The following is a 16,082-nucleotide window of genomic DNA, read 5'->3' on the forward strand; positions in this document are numbered from 1 at the left end:
TTCAGGCTCAATATGTTAACCGCCCGGTACTTTTCTGCCTGCGGCCTGAACGTCGTTAGGGGCGAGCGCACCCGCCCCGTGTAAAGGTGGGGGGACAAAGTACCGCCCCACCCTATTCCATCTTCGTCGGGAGCCAGACCGATCCAGCCGGCCCGGCCCCCTCGCGCCCCTTCCCCGGGGTGCGTAACTCTTAGCTACACCCGGACGTGCCGCCGCAGGTGTTGCACTTCATGCAAGTGCCGTTGCGCACCAGCGTGTAGTTGCCGCATTCGCCACATGCCTCGCCTTCGTAGCCCTGCATCTTGGCCTTGGTGCGGGCGTCCATGGTCGTGGTTGCCGCCGTCACAGTCGTGGTCGACACCGATGTCGCACCGTTCACAGCCACCTCGGGCACCAGCGTCTGCAATGCGACTTCTGCGTCCACCGTGACCCCTTCAGCCATGCCGCCCTGCAGCACCACCAGATCCTGAGGCAAACGCTTGCGCAGATAGCCGGTCGAGCTGATTTGTTTCAGCACTTCCAAGGACTTCGATGCTGCCGTCTCGGACAGTTCCGAAACGTTGGAAACGCCCTCTTCCTCGCCGCGACCGATATCGTCGAACGTGGCCCCTTCGGGTTTCACATGCGCCAAATCCGTGCGGTCAAGGTAGGACACAGCCAGTTCACGGAACACGTAGTCAAGGATCGACGTCGCGTTCTTGATGCTGTCATTGCCCTGGACCATACCCGCGGGTTCGAACTTGGTGAAGGTAAAGGCGTCCACGAACTCTTCGAGCGGCACACCGTATTGCAGGCCCACGGACACGGCGATGGCAAAGTTGTTCATCATCGCACGGAAGCCAGCGCCTTCCTTGTGCATGTCGATGAATATCTCGCCCAGATTGCCGTCCTCATACTCGCCAGTGCGCAGGTAGACCTTGTGGCCCCCAACGATCGCTTTCTGAGTGTAGCCCTTGCGGCGTTGAGGCATCTTTTCGCGGTGAGATTTCACAATCTCCTTCACGATGATCTTCTCAACGATCTTTTCGGCCAGCACGGCGGCTTTTTCGGTGGGTGCACCGCTTTCCAGCACCTCTTGGGCCTCTTCGTCATCCTCGACCAACGCAGCCGCCAAAGGCTGCGAGAGTTTGGAGCCATCACGGTAGAGCGCGTTCGCCTTCACACCCAAGGACCAAGACAGCTCATAAGCACGCTGGCAGTCTTCGATGGTGGCATCGTTCGGCATATTAATGGTTTTGGAAATCGCACCTGAGATAAAGCTCTGTGCAGCGGCCATCATCGTAATGTGGCTGTCCACGCTCAGGAAACGCTTGCCCTTCTTGCCGCACGGGTTGGCGCAGTCGAAGATGTGGTAATGCTCTTCCTTGAGGTGCGGAGCGTCTTCCAGCGTCATCGTTCCGCAGACGTGATCGTTCGCAGCGTCGATATCGGCCTTGGAAAAGCCCAGCGACTTCAGCAGGTCAAAGGTTGGGTCGTTCAGCTTTTCGGCCGGAATGCCCAGCACGCCTGTGCAGAACTCTTCGCCGAGCGTCCACTGGTTGAACACGAACCGGATGTCGAAGGCACTTTCCAGCGCCGCATCCACTTTCGCCAGTTCATTGGCACCAAAGCCATGCCCAGTCAGTGTCGTGTGGTTGATCGCAGGCGCATTACCGATGGAGCCATGGCCCACCGCGTAGCTGATGATCTCTTCGATCTGCGCCGAGCCGTAGCCGAGGTTTTCCAGCGCCGCAGGCACCGAGCGGTTGATGATCTTGAAGTAACCACCACCGGCAAGCTTCTTGAACTTCACCAGGGCAAAGTCAGGTTCAATCCCAGTTGTATCGCAGTCCATGACCAGGCCAATCGTGCCGGTTGGTGCGATCACAGTGGATTGCGCGTTGCGGTAACCGTTCTTCTCACCCAGTTTCAGCGCTTCGTCCCATGCGCCCATGGCAACGTCGATCAGACGTGGATCAGGGCAGTTGGCGTGATCCAGAGCAACTGGCTTCACCGCCAGTTTCTCGAACCCTTCGGTCGCGCCGTAGGCCGCATTGCGGTGGTTCCGCATGACCCGCAGCATGTGGTCGGCGTTTTTCTTGTAACCAGGGAACGGTCCCAACTCACCCGCCATTTCGGCCGATGTTGCATAGGACACCCCCGTCATGATGGCAGTCAGGGCACCACAAAGCGCGCGGCCTTCGTCGCTGTCATAGCCGTGACCCATGTTCATCAGCAGGCCGCCGATGTTTGCATAGCCAAGACCCAAGGTACGGAAGTCATATGAGCGCTGTGCAATCTCTTTCGAAGGGAACTGCGCCATCATCACGCTGATTTCCAGTGTCACAGTCCAAAGGCGGGAGGCATGCATGTAGTCCTCGACCTGAAACTGCCCGTCCTTGAGGAAGGTCAGCAGGTTCATCGACGCGAGGTTACATGCAGTGTCGTCGAGGAACATGTATTCCGAACACGGGTTCGAGCCACGGATTTGCCCGTCTTCGGGGCATGTGTGCCAGTCGTTGACAGTGTCGTGGTACTGGATGCCTGGATCGGCACAGGCCCATGCGGCATGGCCCACTTGTTCCCACAATTCGCGTGCCTTTACCGTCTTGGTAACCGATCCATCGACACGGCTGATCAGCTCCCAATCGGCATCCTTCTCGACCGCCGTTAGGAAGGCGTTGGTCACGCGGATCGAGTTGTTCGAGTTTTGGCCCGAGACTGAGCTATACGCTTCAGAATCCCAGTCGGTGTCGTAGGTCGGGAACTCGATGGACGTATGCCCCTGACGAGCGTAGTCCAACACGCGCTTGATGTATGTTTCGGGGATCGCAACCCTCTTGGCCGCTTTCACTGCACCCTTCAACGCATTGTTTTTCTTGGGATCGTAAGCGTCCGCTTCCGCACCATCCCATGTACCAATGGCTTCAAAGATGCCGTTCAGCTTTTCCTCGTGCATCTTGGAGCCTGCAACGATGGACGCCACTTTCTGCTCTTCGATGACCTTCCAGTTAATGAAGTCCTGAATGTCAGGGTGATCCGCATCGACGATCACCATCTTGGCCGCGCGGCGTGTTGTGCCGCCCGACTTGATAGCGCCCGCTGCCCGGTCGCCGATTTTCAGGAAGCCCATCAGACCCGACGACTTGCCGCCACCCGACAAGCTCTCGCCTGCGGCGCGGAGGCTGGAGAAGTTGGTGCCGGTGCCTGAACCGTATTTGAACAGGCGCGCCTCGCGGACCCACAGGTCCATGATGCCACCATCGTTCACCAGATCGTCTGCGACGGACTGGATGAAGCAAGCATGCGGCTGCGGATGTTCATAGGAGGATTTGGATTTGGTCAGTTTGCCGGTCTTGTAGTCCACATAGTGGTGCCCTTGGGCCGGACCGTCGATGCCATATGCCCAGTGCAAACCGGTATTGAACCATTGGGGCGAGTTTGGTGCAGCGCGCTGGGTCGCCAACATGTGGCGCATCTCGTCATAATAGGCGCTGGCATCTTCCTCGGTTGAGAAGTAGCCACCCTTCCAACCCCAATAGGCCCAGGCGCCTGCCAGACGGTCAAATACTTGCTTGGAGGACGTTTCACCGCCCATTTCGGCGCCGTCAGCCGCTTCGGACCGCCAAAGGAACTCGGGAACGTCCTTTTCTTCGACCTTCTGCAGTTTGGAAGGCACGCCAGCCTTGCGGAAATACTTCTGCGCGATGACGTCGCTGGCAACCTGGCTCCAGCTGCCCGGCACTTCCACCTCGTCCAAACGGAACACGACGGTTCCATCAGGATTGCGAATCTCGGACGCGGTCGTCACGAAATCAAGAGCCGCGTATGCGTCCTGACCGGCTTTGGTGAACTGTCTTTCAATCTTCATCGCGCTGCCTCATTCCCAGCTGGTGTTCCGAAAGGTGCGCCTGACGTTGCAGGGCCCGTTGTTAATGCCGGCACAAATTCACTGAACCACCCGCCAGACCCGGATACGTGTCTGCGAAATCCCCTAGTATGGCGGTGTCCCCTATCCCTCGTGCCCGACGCTTCACCTCTAGCGTTGACCACTAAATGTTGTGGTGAACCACCCGGCCCACACAAACTGACGTATAGGGAGGGTTCACGTCAACGACATTTTAAAAGTTTTTTGACATCTTTTTCCTTGACCGTTGAGGCCAACTTTGCGCCGCGGCGTCACGTGCGATTCACTTCGTTAACACCTCGGTGTTTCGGCAAAATTTCATCCACGGCATGCAGCCGAAAAACTCAAACCAATCTCACTACTTAATCCAGGCTGTGGATGCTTCACGTGAACTTATCCACAGTTAACGCGCGTCCAATCAGAAAGGTTTTGCCGCGCTGCGGAAAATATGATGAGGTCTGCATATCCCTGAGCAAAGGCACCCAAATGCGACCCCTTATACTCTGTTTCGCGGTCGCGCTGAGCGCCTGCGCACCACAATATGTAGAAACCGTAGTAACGGACGAACAAGATCTGCCTGTGCGTCGCGCAACATTTGCCGCGAATCCCGCGCCACTGGATGACGCGTTCCGCTCATCGTGCGACGCACCTGGGGATGAGCTGCTTGTTGTATCCCGCTCTGTTGTGCAATGCCGCATTCTACCCCCGCCCGACGTGGCAGCGTTTCTTGTGCTGCAATACGATGGCGCGCTCGAAGCGCCGACGCTGGTGGTCCAAAAAGAGACAGACAAAGACAACGGGGACTTCGTTGTTGAATTGTCTTATTTTGCTGAGGTTGTGCAGAAATCGGGCAACCCGAGACGCATCTACATCAAGCAGCGCGCGCTTGACCAATTGATGGATCAGTTGCTGGTCGCAACAGGCGGTATTGCATCGAATTAGGTGAAATGGTCGGAGCGAGAGGATTCGAACCTCCGACCCCCTGTACCCAAAACAGGTGCGCTACCAGGCTGCGCCACGCTCCGACCGTGGCGCTGTCTTAGACGGGGCAAACGCAATTGAAAAGCCCAAAGCGTGCAATCAACAGGGCCAAACCGCGATATCTTGATCAAAGCTGGGGTGCCGCATCTGCGCCCCTTCCTGAATCCCCATCATGCGCGCAAGGCCCCCGTTGATTTCGAGGACATGAGTAAGGCCATCCCCCCGGGAATGGGCGTCTCGTCCAGCGGGATCGCCTCGTGATGTATCTTGGTTACCGTTCCAGTCGGATCCACGAATAACAGATCAAGCGAGATCAGTGTGTTTCGCATCCAGAACGACAGCGGTTGCGGGCGGGGATAGATAAACAGCATCCCCTCGCTTGTTGGCATTGACGGTCTGTTCATCAGTCCAATGGCGCGCTCACGATTGGTATCTGCAATCTCAACGTTAAAGCGCGCCGAACCAAAATCACCACGGAGCCAAACAGTCGCATCATTGCACTTTGCTGCAACAACCTGCGCACATAGACACAAAATCAGTGCTGCAAATGCCCTATGCAACGAGCCGCGCATGATCAATCGCCCTTCTTGGTGAGCGCCGCTTCCCACGCCAACACTTCGGCCGCCATGTGACCGCGCTTTCCATCAATCACGCGCAACGCAAGCGCTTCGCCCGGCTGGAGGTCAGACAAACCGGAGCGGCGCAATACTTCGACGTGCAGGAACACGTCGTCTGCACTGCCGAACACATTGGCAAATCCAAACCCCTTACCCTTGTCGAACCACTTGACTCGACCCGGTTGTAACGGCGCATCCGTCACATCGTGTTGGTCCATCTCAGCAAGATCGGTAAGGGAAGACGAATCCGTATGGTCTGGCGGTTTTATCGATATGACTTCGACAGCCTGAACGCCACGCTCCGTATTTTGGGTGCGCACGTTTACCTCGGCGCCATCCGCCACCGAAGACTGACCAAAGTTTCGCAACACGTTTACATGCAGCAAAATGTCCGGACCACCTGAATTGGCCACGATAAAACCGAACCCCTTAACGGGATCGAACCACTTTACGGTCCCAGTGACCACATCCGTATCTTGAGTGTGTTCTGACACGACTTGTCTTTCTATGAGTGCATTATGCCGCATAACAAGACTTGCGCCATTTTCACCTCATAATTCAAGCATGAAATACCGTTTATTATTCAGATGCTTACATTTCACGCTACGTGAAATTCATGGGCTGAGCCGTGTCACTTGCCACCCAGAGCCAGGTTTTTCACGCTTCCAGCAGAAGCGATCATGCAATCGAAACGCGCCGTCCGCCCAAAACTCGATCTCAACCGGTGTGATCCTGTAGCCGCCCCAAAACGGGGGGCGGGATGGATTGGTGCCGTGCTGCGCCGTCACCTTCGCCACCGTAGCCATCAGCGCGGCACGACTGTCCAGCGGCGCACTTTGGTCTGACGCCCATGCCCCAAGGCGTGATTTCAATGACCGGGACGCATAGTAGGCGTCGGCGTTCGCTCCCTCCTCTTTCTCGACAATACCGCGCACCCGCACTTGCCGCCGCAGCGACTTCCAATGCATCACAAAGGCGGCCTTGCCCGCCTGATCCAGCTCTGCCGCCTTCGCGCTGGTGTAATTTGTATAGAAGACAAAGGCGTCATCCTCGACATCCTTCAACAACACCATGCGGACATTGGGCAAGCCGTCAACGTCCACGGTGCTGAGCGCGATGGCATTCGGATCGTTCAGCTCCGCCTCTTCCGCCTCGGCCATCCATGCACGAACAATATCAAAAGGGTTCTCACCAGCGAATTTGCCCGCTCGGTCTGCCATATCTGTCTCCTGTCGTGTTTTGAAACAGCTAGCCCTGCACGCAACCAGGTTCAACTGCCGCACCCTCTCTTGATGCGTGTTGGGCAATGGCATAAAGCTGGCCGCCAGACATAAAGCCAATAACGAGGGACGGGATGGGTAGCGACATGGCGAGCGATCTGATGACGGGCAAGCGAGGTCTGATCATGGGTCTCGCCAATGATAAATCCATCGCATGGGGTATTGCACGGACCCTCAGCGAGGCTGGGGCCGAACTTGCGTTTTCTTATCAAGGTGATGCGCTCAAGAAGCGCGTCGATCCGCTGGCCGCTCAACTGGGCAGCGACATCGTGCTTCCTTGCGACGTGGGCGATGAGGCATCGATTGATGCCCTATTCGAAGCACTGAAAGAGCGTTGGGACAAACTGGACTTCATCGTCCACGCCATCGGCTTCTCGGACAAGAATGAGTTGCGCGGCCGCTATGTTGACACAAGCCGCGGCAATTTCACACTGACGATGGATATCTCGGTCTATTCATTCACCGCGGTAATGCAGCGGGCCGAAAAGATGATGACAGATGGGGGCAGCGCCCTGACCCTCACCTACTACGGCGCTGAACAGGTCATGCCGCACTATAACGTCATGGGTGTCGCCAAGGCCGCACTTGAGGCGTCGGTCAAATATCTGGCCGAGGATCTGGGCAAGGACAACATTCGCGTCAATGCGATCAGCGCTGGACCGATCAAGACCCTTGCAGCCTCGGGCATCGGCGACTTCCGCTACATCATGAAGTGGAACGAGTACAACTCGCCCCTGCGGCGAAATGTGACCATCGATGATGTCGGCAAATCGGCGCTGTTCCTGCTCAGCGATCTGGGGTCTGGCACGACCGGCGAAAATCTTCACGTCGACGCGGGCTACCACGTGGTCGGCATGAAGGCGGTCGACGCGCCTGACATCGAAAAAGGGTAACGGATGAGCCTGACACTGGCAGAGCTTGTTGCCTTCAATACCATCCTGCTGGCTGCCTTGCTTTCACCCGGAGCAGCCATGTTGTTCATTACCAAGGCAACCGTGACAGGCGGCCGAGCCGCCGGGATTGCCACCGGCATTGGTCTTGGCACCGCGGCCGCGATGTGGACCCTCGCGGCATTGCTCGGACTTGAGGCTGTGTTCACGTTCTTTCCATGGACTTACACCGTGCTCAAGATCGGAGGGGCGCTGTACCTGATCTGGATTGCCATCCAAACGTGGCGACATTCGCGCGACCCGCTTGGGGATGCACCGAAACCGCGCGGACAAGCGATCTTGTCCGGAATGCTTTTGAATTTGGGCAACCCGAAATCGATGCTGTTTGCGGCGGCTGTGATCGTCGTTGTCTTTCCCAAAGGCCTAGCGGCGGCTGATATCGTGGCGATCGTCCTGAACCACTGGCTACTTGAACTGGCGTTTTATACTCTTCTCGCCCTTGCTCTGAGCACGCCGCACATTCGACGCGGCTATGTCAGCCTCAAACCCGTTTTCGACCGCATCGCGGCTACACTGCTTGGCGCGCTTGGCCTGCGCCTGATCCTGGAGAAATAACCAATGGCAGACCGCCTCCCCCATGAAAAAGGGTTCCACATCAGCTGGGATCAAATCCACCGCGACAGCCGGGCGCTGGCGTGGCGCCTTGACGGGCAAGGACCGGACAACGGTGCCTGGCGCGCCGTGGTGGCGATTACGCGTGGCGGCATGGCACCGGCGATGATCGTCAGTCGCGAGTTGGATATCCGCACTGTGGATACGATCAGCGTCAAATCCTACCATCACCAAAGCCAGGGCGAAGTTGAAGTCCTGAAAGCACCTGACGCAAACCTGATGGGGGATGGCACAGGCATCCTTGTCATTGATGATCTGGTCGACTCTGGCCGCACCCTCGAAGTGGTGCGCGATCACTACCCAAAGGCGCATTTTGCCACTGTCTACGCCAAGCCCAAGGGCGAGCCGATGGTTGATACGTTCATAACCGGCGTCAGCCAGGACACATGGATATTTTTCCCATGGGACATGGCGCTGCAATATGTCGAACCATATCGCGGCACCGATTAATCTCCGTCATCTTGCCAGATAACTACCGCCGGAGACTCCGGTGCTTTCAAAACGAGCGACCTCATGACCCTGACGCGCACCGCATCCACATTCGCTCCTCCGGTGATGGAGGCGCGGCGCTGGATTGAAGGCGTCAATTTCCCTGAAGACCGTCCGCTGATCAACGTGAGCCAGGCCGCTCCGGTCGATCCTCCACCGGATGCCCTGCGCCAAGCCATGGCCGATGCGGCTCTCACCAAGGACGACGCGCATCTCTACGGTCCGGTTCTAGGCATGACGGCCCTGCGCGCCGGATTGTCTGACCAGATCAACCGGCACTATGACGCGCGCACGACGGCAGAAAACATCGCCATCACCTCCGGCTGCAATCAGGCCTTCGCCGCGGCAATCGCAACGCTGTGCGAGGAAGGGGATGAAGTTATCGTGCCAACCCCATGGTATTTCAATCACAAAATGTGGTTGGACATGAGCGGGGTCGCCTCCGTGCCGCTGCCTGTCGGGAACGGTATGTTGCCGGATGTCGCCGCAGCAGAGGCTTTGATCACAGACCGGACACGCGCCATCGCACTGGTCACGCCGAACAATCCGGCAGGTGTCGAATACCCCGACAAACTCGTGCTGGATTTCTTCGAATTGGCAAAGGCGCGCGGAATTACCCTAATCGTCGACGAAACCTATCGCGACTTTGACAGCCGCAGCGGCGCGCCCCATACCCTTTTCCAGCAGGATGGCTGGGACGAGACGTTCATCCATCTCTATTCTTTCTCCAAGACATACCGATTGACCGGTCACAGGGTCGGCGCATTGGTCGCGTCCCCTGCGCGTTTGGCCGAGGCCGAGAAGTTCCTTGATACGGTCGCCATCTGTCCCGGCCAGATCGGGCAATACGCTGCCCTTTGGGGGCTTGAGAACCTTGGCAATTGGGTCGCCGGAGAACGGAACGAAATCCTCGTTCGTCGCACGGCCATTACCGATGGGTTTCCTGTGTTGGCGGACAAAGGTTGGGAGCTTATGGGGTTGGGCGCCTATTTCGCCTACATGAAGCACCCGTTCGATATGTCGTCGGCCGAGCTTGCCCCGAAACTGGTGCAGGAGGCGGGCATCCTATGCCTACCCGGTACAATGTTCTGGCCCGACGATGCCGTCGACGGACGCCAACAATTGCGCATCGCATTCGCCAATCTCGACGCCAGCGGCATAAATGACCTCTACACAAGGCTGTCAGCCCTGACCCTTTGAATCCTACGCGCTCTTGCCCGTCTCAGGCAGTGCCGTTAGACATCCTCAACCGCAACGACACCCGTTAGAAGGCGCACATGGCCAAGAGCAAAACATCCATCTCGAAAATCGCCGTTTGGATCCTTCTGGGCCTTTTATTCGTCGGTCTCAGCCTCGGCTTCGGTCTTGATGGTCTGGGCGGTACGATCCGCACCGTGGGCAAGGTCGGCGACAGGCATATCGACGTGCAAACCTACGCCAACACGCTGCAGCGCGAAATGCAGGCGGTCGGGCAACAGACGGGCAGCCCACTGACCTTTGCCCGTGCACAAGCCATTGGACTGGACCAGGCCGTTCTGGCCCGTCTGGTCCGCGCCCGTGCGCTGGACCACGAAGCAGGTGAAATGGGCCTGAGCGTGGGTGACGAAACGATCCGAGACGAAATCCTGAACATTCCGGCCTTCCGTGGCCTTGATGGTTCGTTTGACCGCGACGCCTATCGCTTCACCTTGGATCAGCAAGGCACCAGCGAGTCGGAGTTCGAAAATCAACTGCGCGAGGAAGTGTCCCGCTCAATCCTGCAAGGTGCCATCGTTTCGGGTGTCAGCATGCCTGAAACATATGCCCGCACGCTCGTGTCCTTCCTTGGTGAAACCCGCGACTTCACATGGGTGCGTCTGGGTCAGGCCGACCTTGAAACGGCACTGCCCGCACCCTCGGACGAGGTGTTGCGCGCGTATTACGACGACAACCTTGACGACTACGAACTGCCCGAAACCAAGCGCATCACCTATGCAGCACTGCTGCCCGACATGATCCTGGACTCGATGGAGGTCGAGGAAAGCACCCTGCGCGCCGAATACGACGCGCGGGCGGATCAATACAACCAGCCCGAGCGGCGCCTCGTTGAACGTCTGGTCTATCTTGATGCAGATGCGGCCGAACGCGCGGCGGCGCAGCTCGAGGTGGACGGCACCACGTTTGAAGCACTGGTGACGGAACGCGGGTTGGAATTGGCTGATGTCGACATGGGCGACGTGAACCGGCTTCAACTGGACGCAGCGGGTGAAGCTGTTTTCAATGCCGAGGTCGGAGATGTCGTTGGACCCCTTCCGTCAGCGCTTGGCCCGGCGCTGTTCCGTGTGAACGGGGTCCTGCCTGCTCAGACCACCAGCTTTGAGGATGCCGAGCCACAACTGCGCCAGGAACTGGCGCTGGACGCCGCACGGCGGCAGGTCGCCGTTCTGGCCGAAGAGTTCGACAACCTGTTGGCCGGAGGTGCCACGCTCGAAGAATTGGATGCGGAAACAGATATGCAGCTGGGAACCATCGACTGGTTCCCGGTCATGGGCGAAGGCATTGCAGCCTACGATGGTTTCCGCGATGCGGCGGTGGAACTGACCCAAGACGACTTCCCCGAAATCGTCCAACTGGACGACGGTGGCATCGTCGCCATGCGGATGGACGAACTGCTTCCGCCACGCCCTGCCCCGTTTGAAGAAGCGAAGTTGAACGTTCAAGGGAACTGGGAAGCGGAGCAGACCGAAGCCCGCTTGACCAAAAAGGCCGAAGCCCTGCTGCCCGCGTTGGAAGCTGGCGAAAGCTTTGCCAGCCAATCCTTGGACTCCATCGTTGAAACCGATCTGGATCGCAGCGCGTTTGTGCAGGGCACGCCACCCGCGTTCATGCCCGCAGTGTTCGAGATGGAGCCCGGCGACGTTCGCATCATCCCGGGCTATGGCGCGGTGCTGGTTGTGCGCCTCGACGCAATCAACGAAACCACTGACACACCGGAAGTGCAGGCGGAAACCGAAGCGCTCAGCGCCGAAATGGGCCAGCTCCTTGCCGGTGAAATCTTCAACATCTTTGGTGAAGACGTTGTGCTGCGCGCGGGAACGCAAATCAACCAGCAGGCACTGGACGCCGTGCACGTGAACTTCCCCTGATGGCACTGGTTCCCGATTTCGACAGCTTTGCCGCAGCCTATGCGGAGGGCCAGAACCAAGTGGTTTACACCCGGCTGGCGGCAGATCTGGACACGCCTGTGTCTCTCATGCTGAAGCTAACGGGTGCTCAGAAAGATGCCTTTGTACTTGAGTCCGTCACCGGCGGTGAGGTGCGTGGGCGATACTCGATCATCGGGATGAAACCGGACCTGATTTGGCGCTGCGATGGCGAGAAGTCATCCATCAACCGCATGGCCCGTTACGACACCGACGCCTTTGAGCCACTCGATGGCAACCCGCTGAATACGTTGCGCGTTTTGATCGAAGAAAGCCGCATCGACCTGCCCGACGATCTGCCACAAGCCGCCGCAGGTTTGTTTGGCTATCTCGGCTACGACATGATCCGGCTGGTTGAACGCCTGCCCGATGTGAACCCTGATCCGCTGGGATTGCCCGACGCACTGATGCTGCGCCCATCCGTCGTCGCTGTGCTGGATGGCGTCAAGGGTGAGGTAACCGTCGTGTCCCCCGCATGGGTCAGTGACGGCCAATCGGCCCGCGCTGCCTATGCACAGGCGGCGGAACGGGTGATGGACGCGGTCCGCGATCTTGAACGCGCAATGCCGGTCGAAACCCGTGATCTGGGGGACGCAAGCCCGCAAGCCGAACCGGTATCGAATTTCACCAAGGACGGCTACAAGGCCGCAGTGGAAAAGGCGCGCGACTACATCAAGGCGGGCGACATCTTCCAGGTCGTACCGGCGCAGCGCTGGACGCAAGAGTTCCGGGAGCCTCCCTTCGCACTCTACCGGTCGCTGCGGCGCACGAACCCGTCGCCCTTCATGTTTTACTTCAACTTCGGTGGGTTTCAGGTCGTCGGCGCAAGCCCCGAAATCCTGGTCCGCGTGTTCGGAAACGAAGTCACAATCCGCCCGATTGCAGGCACCCGTCCCCGCGGGGACACACCTGAAAAGGACAAGGAACTGGAAGCCGATCTGCTGGCCGACAAGAAAGAGTTGGCAGAGCACCTTATGCTGCTGGACCTCGGCCGCAACGACGTGGGCCGTGTGGCCAAGATTGGCACCGTCCGCCCGACCGAAGAATTCATCGTCGAACGCTACAGCCACGTGATGCACATCGTCTCGAACGTCGTGGGCGAACTGGCCGAGGGCAAAGACGCGCTTGATGCGTTCTTTGCCGGGATGCCCGCTGGAACCGTATCTGGCGCACCCAAGGTGAGAGCGATGGAAATCATCGACGAATTGGAGCCGGAAAAGCGCGGGGTTTATGGCGGCGGTGTCGGCTATTTCAGTGCGGGCGGCGATATGGATATGTGCATCGCCCTGCGCACGGCGGTTGTTCAGGACCAGAAGCTGTATATCCAGGCCGGTGGCGGCGTTGTCTATGACAGCGATCCCGAGGCCGAATTCATGGAAACAGTGCACAAGTCTGGCGCCATCCGGCGTGCGGCAGCGGATGCTGCGCGCTTTGGCGGCGGCAATCAGTGACGCACAGACTCGCGTGGCAATGGGTCAGAGCTGATGCCGCGTGACGCGTTCGAGCTGGGCGGCACAAGTGTTGCAGCAGGCAGCCGCGCATCGGTAGCCCTGCCCGTTTCGGATTTGCCGGATCACACGCCGGTTTCCCTTCGGGTCGAGGTTTTGCAAGGCAAACGCCCAGGCCCAACCATGTTCGTCAGCGCCGCTGTACATGGGGATGAGGTGATCGGGGTAGAAATTGTACGCCGTCTGCTCCGCACATCGCAGCTCGACAAATTGCGGGGGACTCTGCTGGTTGTTCCGATCGTAAATGCATTCGGCTTTCTGGCGCGATCCCGCTATCTGCCAGACCGCCGCGACCTGAACCGTTGTTTTCCCGGCAGTGCGAGCGGATCCCTTGGATCGCGCTTGGCCCACATCTTTCTGAATGATGTGGTTCTGCGCTGCGATTTCGGCATCGACCTGCATTCAGCAGCCGTTCATCGCACCAATCTGCCGCAAATCCGCATCACACCTGGCGACCCGATCACCGCGAAAATGGCGCGCAGCTTTGGTGCGCCTGTCATTCTGACGTCGTCCCTGCGCCAGGGGTCATTGCGTGGCGAGGCGGCCGAGCGTGGAACGCCGGTTCTGCTTTACGAAGCAGGTGAAGGCCTGCGCTTTGATGAGTTTTCTGTCCGCGTAGGTGTTGCGGGCATCCTCCGCGTCATGCGCGACCAAGACATGTTGGCCGCCAAGGGCATCGCACACCTACGGACCCCATCATTGACCTGCAATGGATCAACCTGGCTGCGCGCGCCATCCGGCGGTCTGCTGCGGACCTTTCGGGCAGAGGGCGACGTTGTCGACGAAAACGAGGTTCTGGCGGCTATTTCCGATCCATCCGGGTCGACGGAAACCGAGCTCGTTGCCCCGTCGCCCGGCATCCTGATCGGACGCGCCGTTTTGCCCATCGTGAACGAGGGGGACGCCGTGTTTCATCTGGCCGAGATCAGTCCTACGGCAGACGAAGACACGGTCGAGGCAATGACAGCCCAATTGGAAACCGACCCACTCTTTGACGAGGATGAGATTATCTGAGCACTATTGCGGTTGTTCGGCAAGTAACTGCAGAACAAATGACACCGGCGCAAGCGCCACGCGCTCTGCCCTGTCTTGCAAGCCCCACAACAGCAGGGCCGAGATTGTATCGGGGCGCACCCGCCCCACCATGATCACACCGCCCTCTTGCCCCGCACGGAAAGCTGCCTGATCCAAAAACCGGCGGATGACTGTGGGCGTCTGGCCCGCGCTATCAAAGTCGCGGAACACCAACCCCGTCGGCACACCGTCGCGCGCGGCCAGCTTTTGCGCCGTATTCAACCCTTTGGATTGCAGGATCAATCCGTGACCGGATGCCAAAACAGCCGCAGCCACCTGGTCAGACGCGTCGCGTGTTTCTTGCAGACCTGTGCCTGTCCCTTCCATCACTGCAACAGCTTCCGGCACGGCATCTATGGCCGCCGAAAGCGTCACCTCGGTATCAGAGGCCGTTGCACCCGCAGGCAGATCCAAAAGCGCCGCAACCTCGAACCCTTGTCCGCGGTACTCGGCGGCCCGCTCTGCTGCATCGGGCAGCGACGCCTTCACCGCGAATGTCAGCGGATAGGGAAAACTCTGCAAAGCAGCGAGGCCAACGCTGCCGCCGGTCAGATCTGCGCCCTCATCAATCAAGACAATGGACATCAAGGGCTTGTCTTCAGGGTTCTCGAAAGGCGCAGCATAAATCTGGATCGGAGGCCCATCTGCCGCTGCACCATTTGCCACCTCGTCCGTCTCTGCAAGCGGCTCCTCCGCACTGGGAGCGCGATCAACCAGGGACGTGGCAGGGCGCCCAATCGTGGGCCGTGCAATATCAGTCTCTGGATCCAGCGCCGAGGGAAGTGCTGCAGACCGTTCAGGTGCTGTTTCTGGATCAGCGGGTGTATCGACCCCGTCGGGAACGTCCGGCGCTGGCGCAACATCTGGCGCTTCGGGCGCGGCAGCTTCGGCGGTTGGTGTGTCTGTGCCGTCGGTGATTGCCGGTGCATCTTCGGCAAACGCGGTTGGCGCATCGGGAACCTGCGGCGCAGGTGGCTGCGCGGGATCTGTTGAAATGGACAGCTCTGTCTCACCGACGGGCGCTTGCGGCGCTTCGCCCTGTGGGCTGGGCTGCACCGGAGCATCCGTGTCGATTGCGACAGTTGCGCCTTCGCCAACCTCGGCCGGATCAGCCAGCCCTTCCGCCTGGCCGGTTTGCGGTACGGATGGTGTATCGGCACCCGCCGCTTCTGCGGCAGTCAGGTCATCGGCCTCCGGACTGTCGATTTGTGGCGCGTCACCATCCATGACCAGATCGGCATCGCCACGGGTCTGCGGCGTCTCGCCTGTGCCTTCCTGAGGTGCGTCAACACCCTGCGGTGCGCGCACGACTGCATCTGGCGCCGTCGGGCCGTCACTGGCAATAGACAAGGCCGCCGCGCCTGCAACGCTCACCACGCCACCCCACAAAATGCCGCTCAGAAAACCCCGTGCCATATCTGACCTCTTTGCCTGTCCCGCTGTGACCTCGCTTTGCGATGTGCCACAGCCTGCTCTTCGTGCCTGTTCGAAGGCCGCCCACCT

12 protein-coding genes, 1 tRNA gene and 1 pseudogene are annotated in these 16,082 nt (G+C 59.0%); 8 read left to right on the forward strand and 6 right to left on the reverse strand.

Features of this window, described 5'->3' with window-relative positions:
- Window positions 1-190: 190 nt before the first annotated feature.
- Window positions 191-3,850: a vitamin B12-dependent ribonucleotide reductase gene (locus ACZ1HN_RS15795; RefSeq protein WP_472728187.1), complete on the reverse strand. Its 3,660-nt coding sequence runs from the start codon at window positions 3,848-3,850 to the stop codon at window positions 191-193.
- Window positions 3,851-4,372: 522 nt separating this feature from the next.
- On the opposite strand from ACZ1HN_RS15795, the gene ACZ1HN_RS15800 reads away from it, so the two are divergent.
- A complete protein-coding gene (locus ACZ1HN_RS15800; protein ID WP_472728188.1) occupies window positions 4,373-4,828 on the forward strand; it encodes a hypothetical protein in 456 nt (151 codons plus the stop codon).
- A 6-nt stretch (window positions 4,829-4,834) separates the two neighbouring features.
- On the opposite strand, the gene ACZ1HN_RS15805 is transcribed toward ACZ1HN_RS15800, so the two are convergent.
- The 4 genes and pseudogenes from ACZ1HN_RS15805 to pdxH form a co-directional block, all read right to left on the reverse strand.
- Window positions 4,835-4,911: transfer RNA gene (locus ACZ1HN_RS15805), tRNA-Pro, on the reverse strand.
- A gap of 55 nt (window positions 4,912-4,966) precedes the next feature.
- Window positions 4,967-5,439, reverse strand: a pseudogene (locus tag ACZ1HN_RS15810) (DUF192 domain-containing protein).
- Between the two features lie 2 nt (window positions 5,440-5,441).
- The gene (locus ACZ1HN_RS15815) at window positions 5,442-5,978 is read right to left on the reverse strand and encodes a cold-shock protein (RefSeq protein ID WP_472728189.1); all 537 of its coding nucleotides are present in this window, start codon (window positions 5,976-5,978) and stop codon (window positions 5,442-5,444) included.
- A gap of 120 nt (window positions 5,979-6,098) precedes the next feature.
- Entirely contained in the window at window positions 6,099-6,797 is a 699-nt protein-coding gene (pdxH, locus tag ACZ1HN_RS15820) for a pyridoxamine 5'-phosphate oxidase (RefSeq protein ID WP_472728190.1), read from the reverse strand.
- A 53-nt stretch (window positions 6,798-6,850) separates the two neighbouring features.
- Between pdxH and fabI the strand changes: the two genes are divergently transcribed.
- The 7 genes from fabI to ACZ1HN_RS15855 all read left to right on the forward strand — a co-directional run bounded on the left by fabI (window position 6,851) and on the right by ACZ1HN_RS15855 (window position 14,519).
- Window positions 6,851-7,657, forward strand: a complete 807-nt coding sequence (gene fabI / locus ACZ1HN_RS15825) for an enoyl-ACP reductase FabI (protein ID WP_472728191.1) — start codon at window positions 6,851-6,853, stop codon at window positions 7,655-7,657.
- A 3-nt stretch (window positions 7,658-7,660) separates the two neighbouring features.
- Complete coding sequence (locus ACZ1HN_RS15830) at window positions 7,661-8,269, forward strand: LysE family translocator (protein ID WP_472728192.1); 609 nt, start codon at window positions 7,661-7,663, stop codon at window positions 8,267-8,269.
- Between the two features lie 3 nt (window positions 8,270-8,272).
- Window positions 8,273-8,776, forward strand: coding sequence for a xanthine phosphoribosyltransferase (gpt, locus tag ACZ1HN_RS15835; protein ID WP_299552696.1), 504 nt, complete (start codon window positions 8,273-8,275; stop codon window positions 8,774-8,776).
- A gap of 63 nt (window positions 8,777-8,839) precedes the next feature.
- A complete protein-coding gene (locus ACZ1HN_RS15840; RefSeq protein WP_472728193.1) occupies window positions 8,840-10,015 on the forward strand; it encodes an aminotransferase in 1,176 nt (391 codons plus the stop codon).
- Between the two features lie 77 nt (window positions 10,016-10,092).
- On the forward strand, window positions 10,093-11,940 hold the full coding sequence (locus tag ACZ1HN_RS15845) for a peptidylprolyl isomerase (protein WP_472728194.1): 1,848 nt from the start codon (window positions 10,093-10,095) through the stop codon (window positions 11,938-11,940).
- On the forward strand, window positions 11,940-13,448 hold the full coding sequence (gene trpE / locus ACZ1HN_RS15850; RefSeq protein WP_472728195.1) for an anthranilate synthase component I: 1,509 nt from the start codon (window positions 11,940-11,942) through the stop codon (window positions 13,446-13,448). The genes ACZ1HN_RS15845 and trpE overlap by 1 nt, the downstream gene beginning before the upstream one ends.
- A 33-nt stretch (window positions 13,449-13,481) precedes the next feature.
- Window positions 13,482-14,519, forward strand: coding sequence for a succinylglutamate desuccinylase/aspartoacylase family protein (locus ACZ1HN_RS15855; RefSeq protein ID WP_472728196.1), 1,038 nt, complete (start codon window positions 13,482-13,484; stop codon window positions 14,517-14,519).
- A gap of 3 nt (window positions 14,520-14,522) precedes the next feature.
- Here ACZ1HN_RS15855 and ACZ1HN_RS15860 read toward each other — a convergent pair whose 3' ends face one another.
- The gene (locus ACZ1HN_RS15860) at window positions 14,523-15,995 is read right to left on the reverse strand and encodes a divergent polysaccharide deacetylase family protein (RefSeq protein WP_472728197.1); all 1,473 of its coding nucleotides are present in this window, start codon (window positions 15,993-15,995) and stop codon (window positions 14,523-14,525) included.
- Between the last annotated feature and the right edge of the window lie 87 nt (window positions 15,996-16,082).

Source organism: Tateyamaria sp. GN1-10, assembly GCF_055693845.1.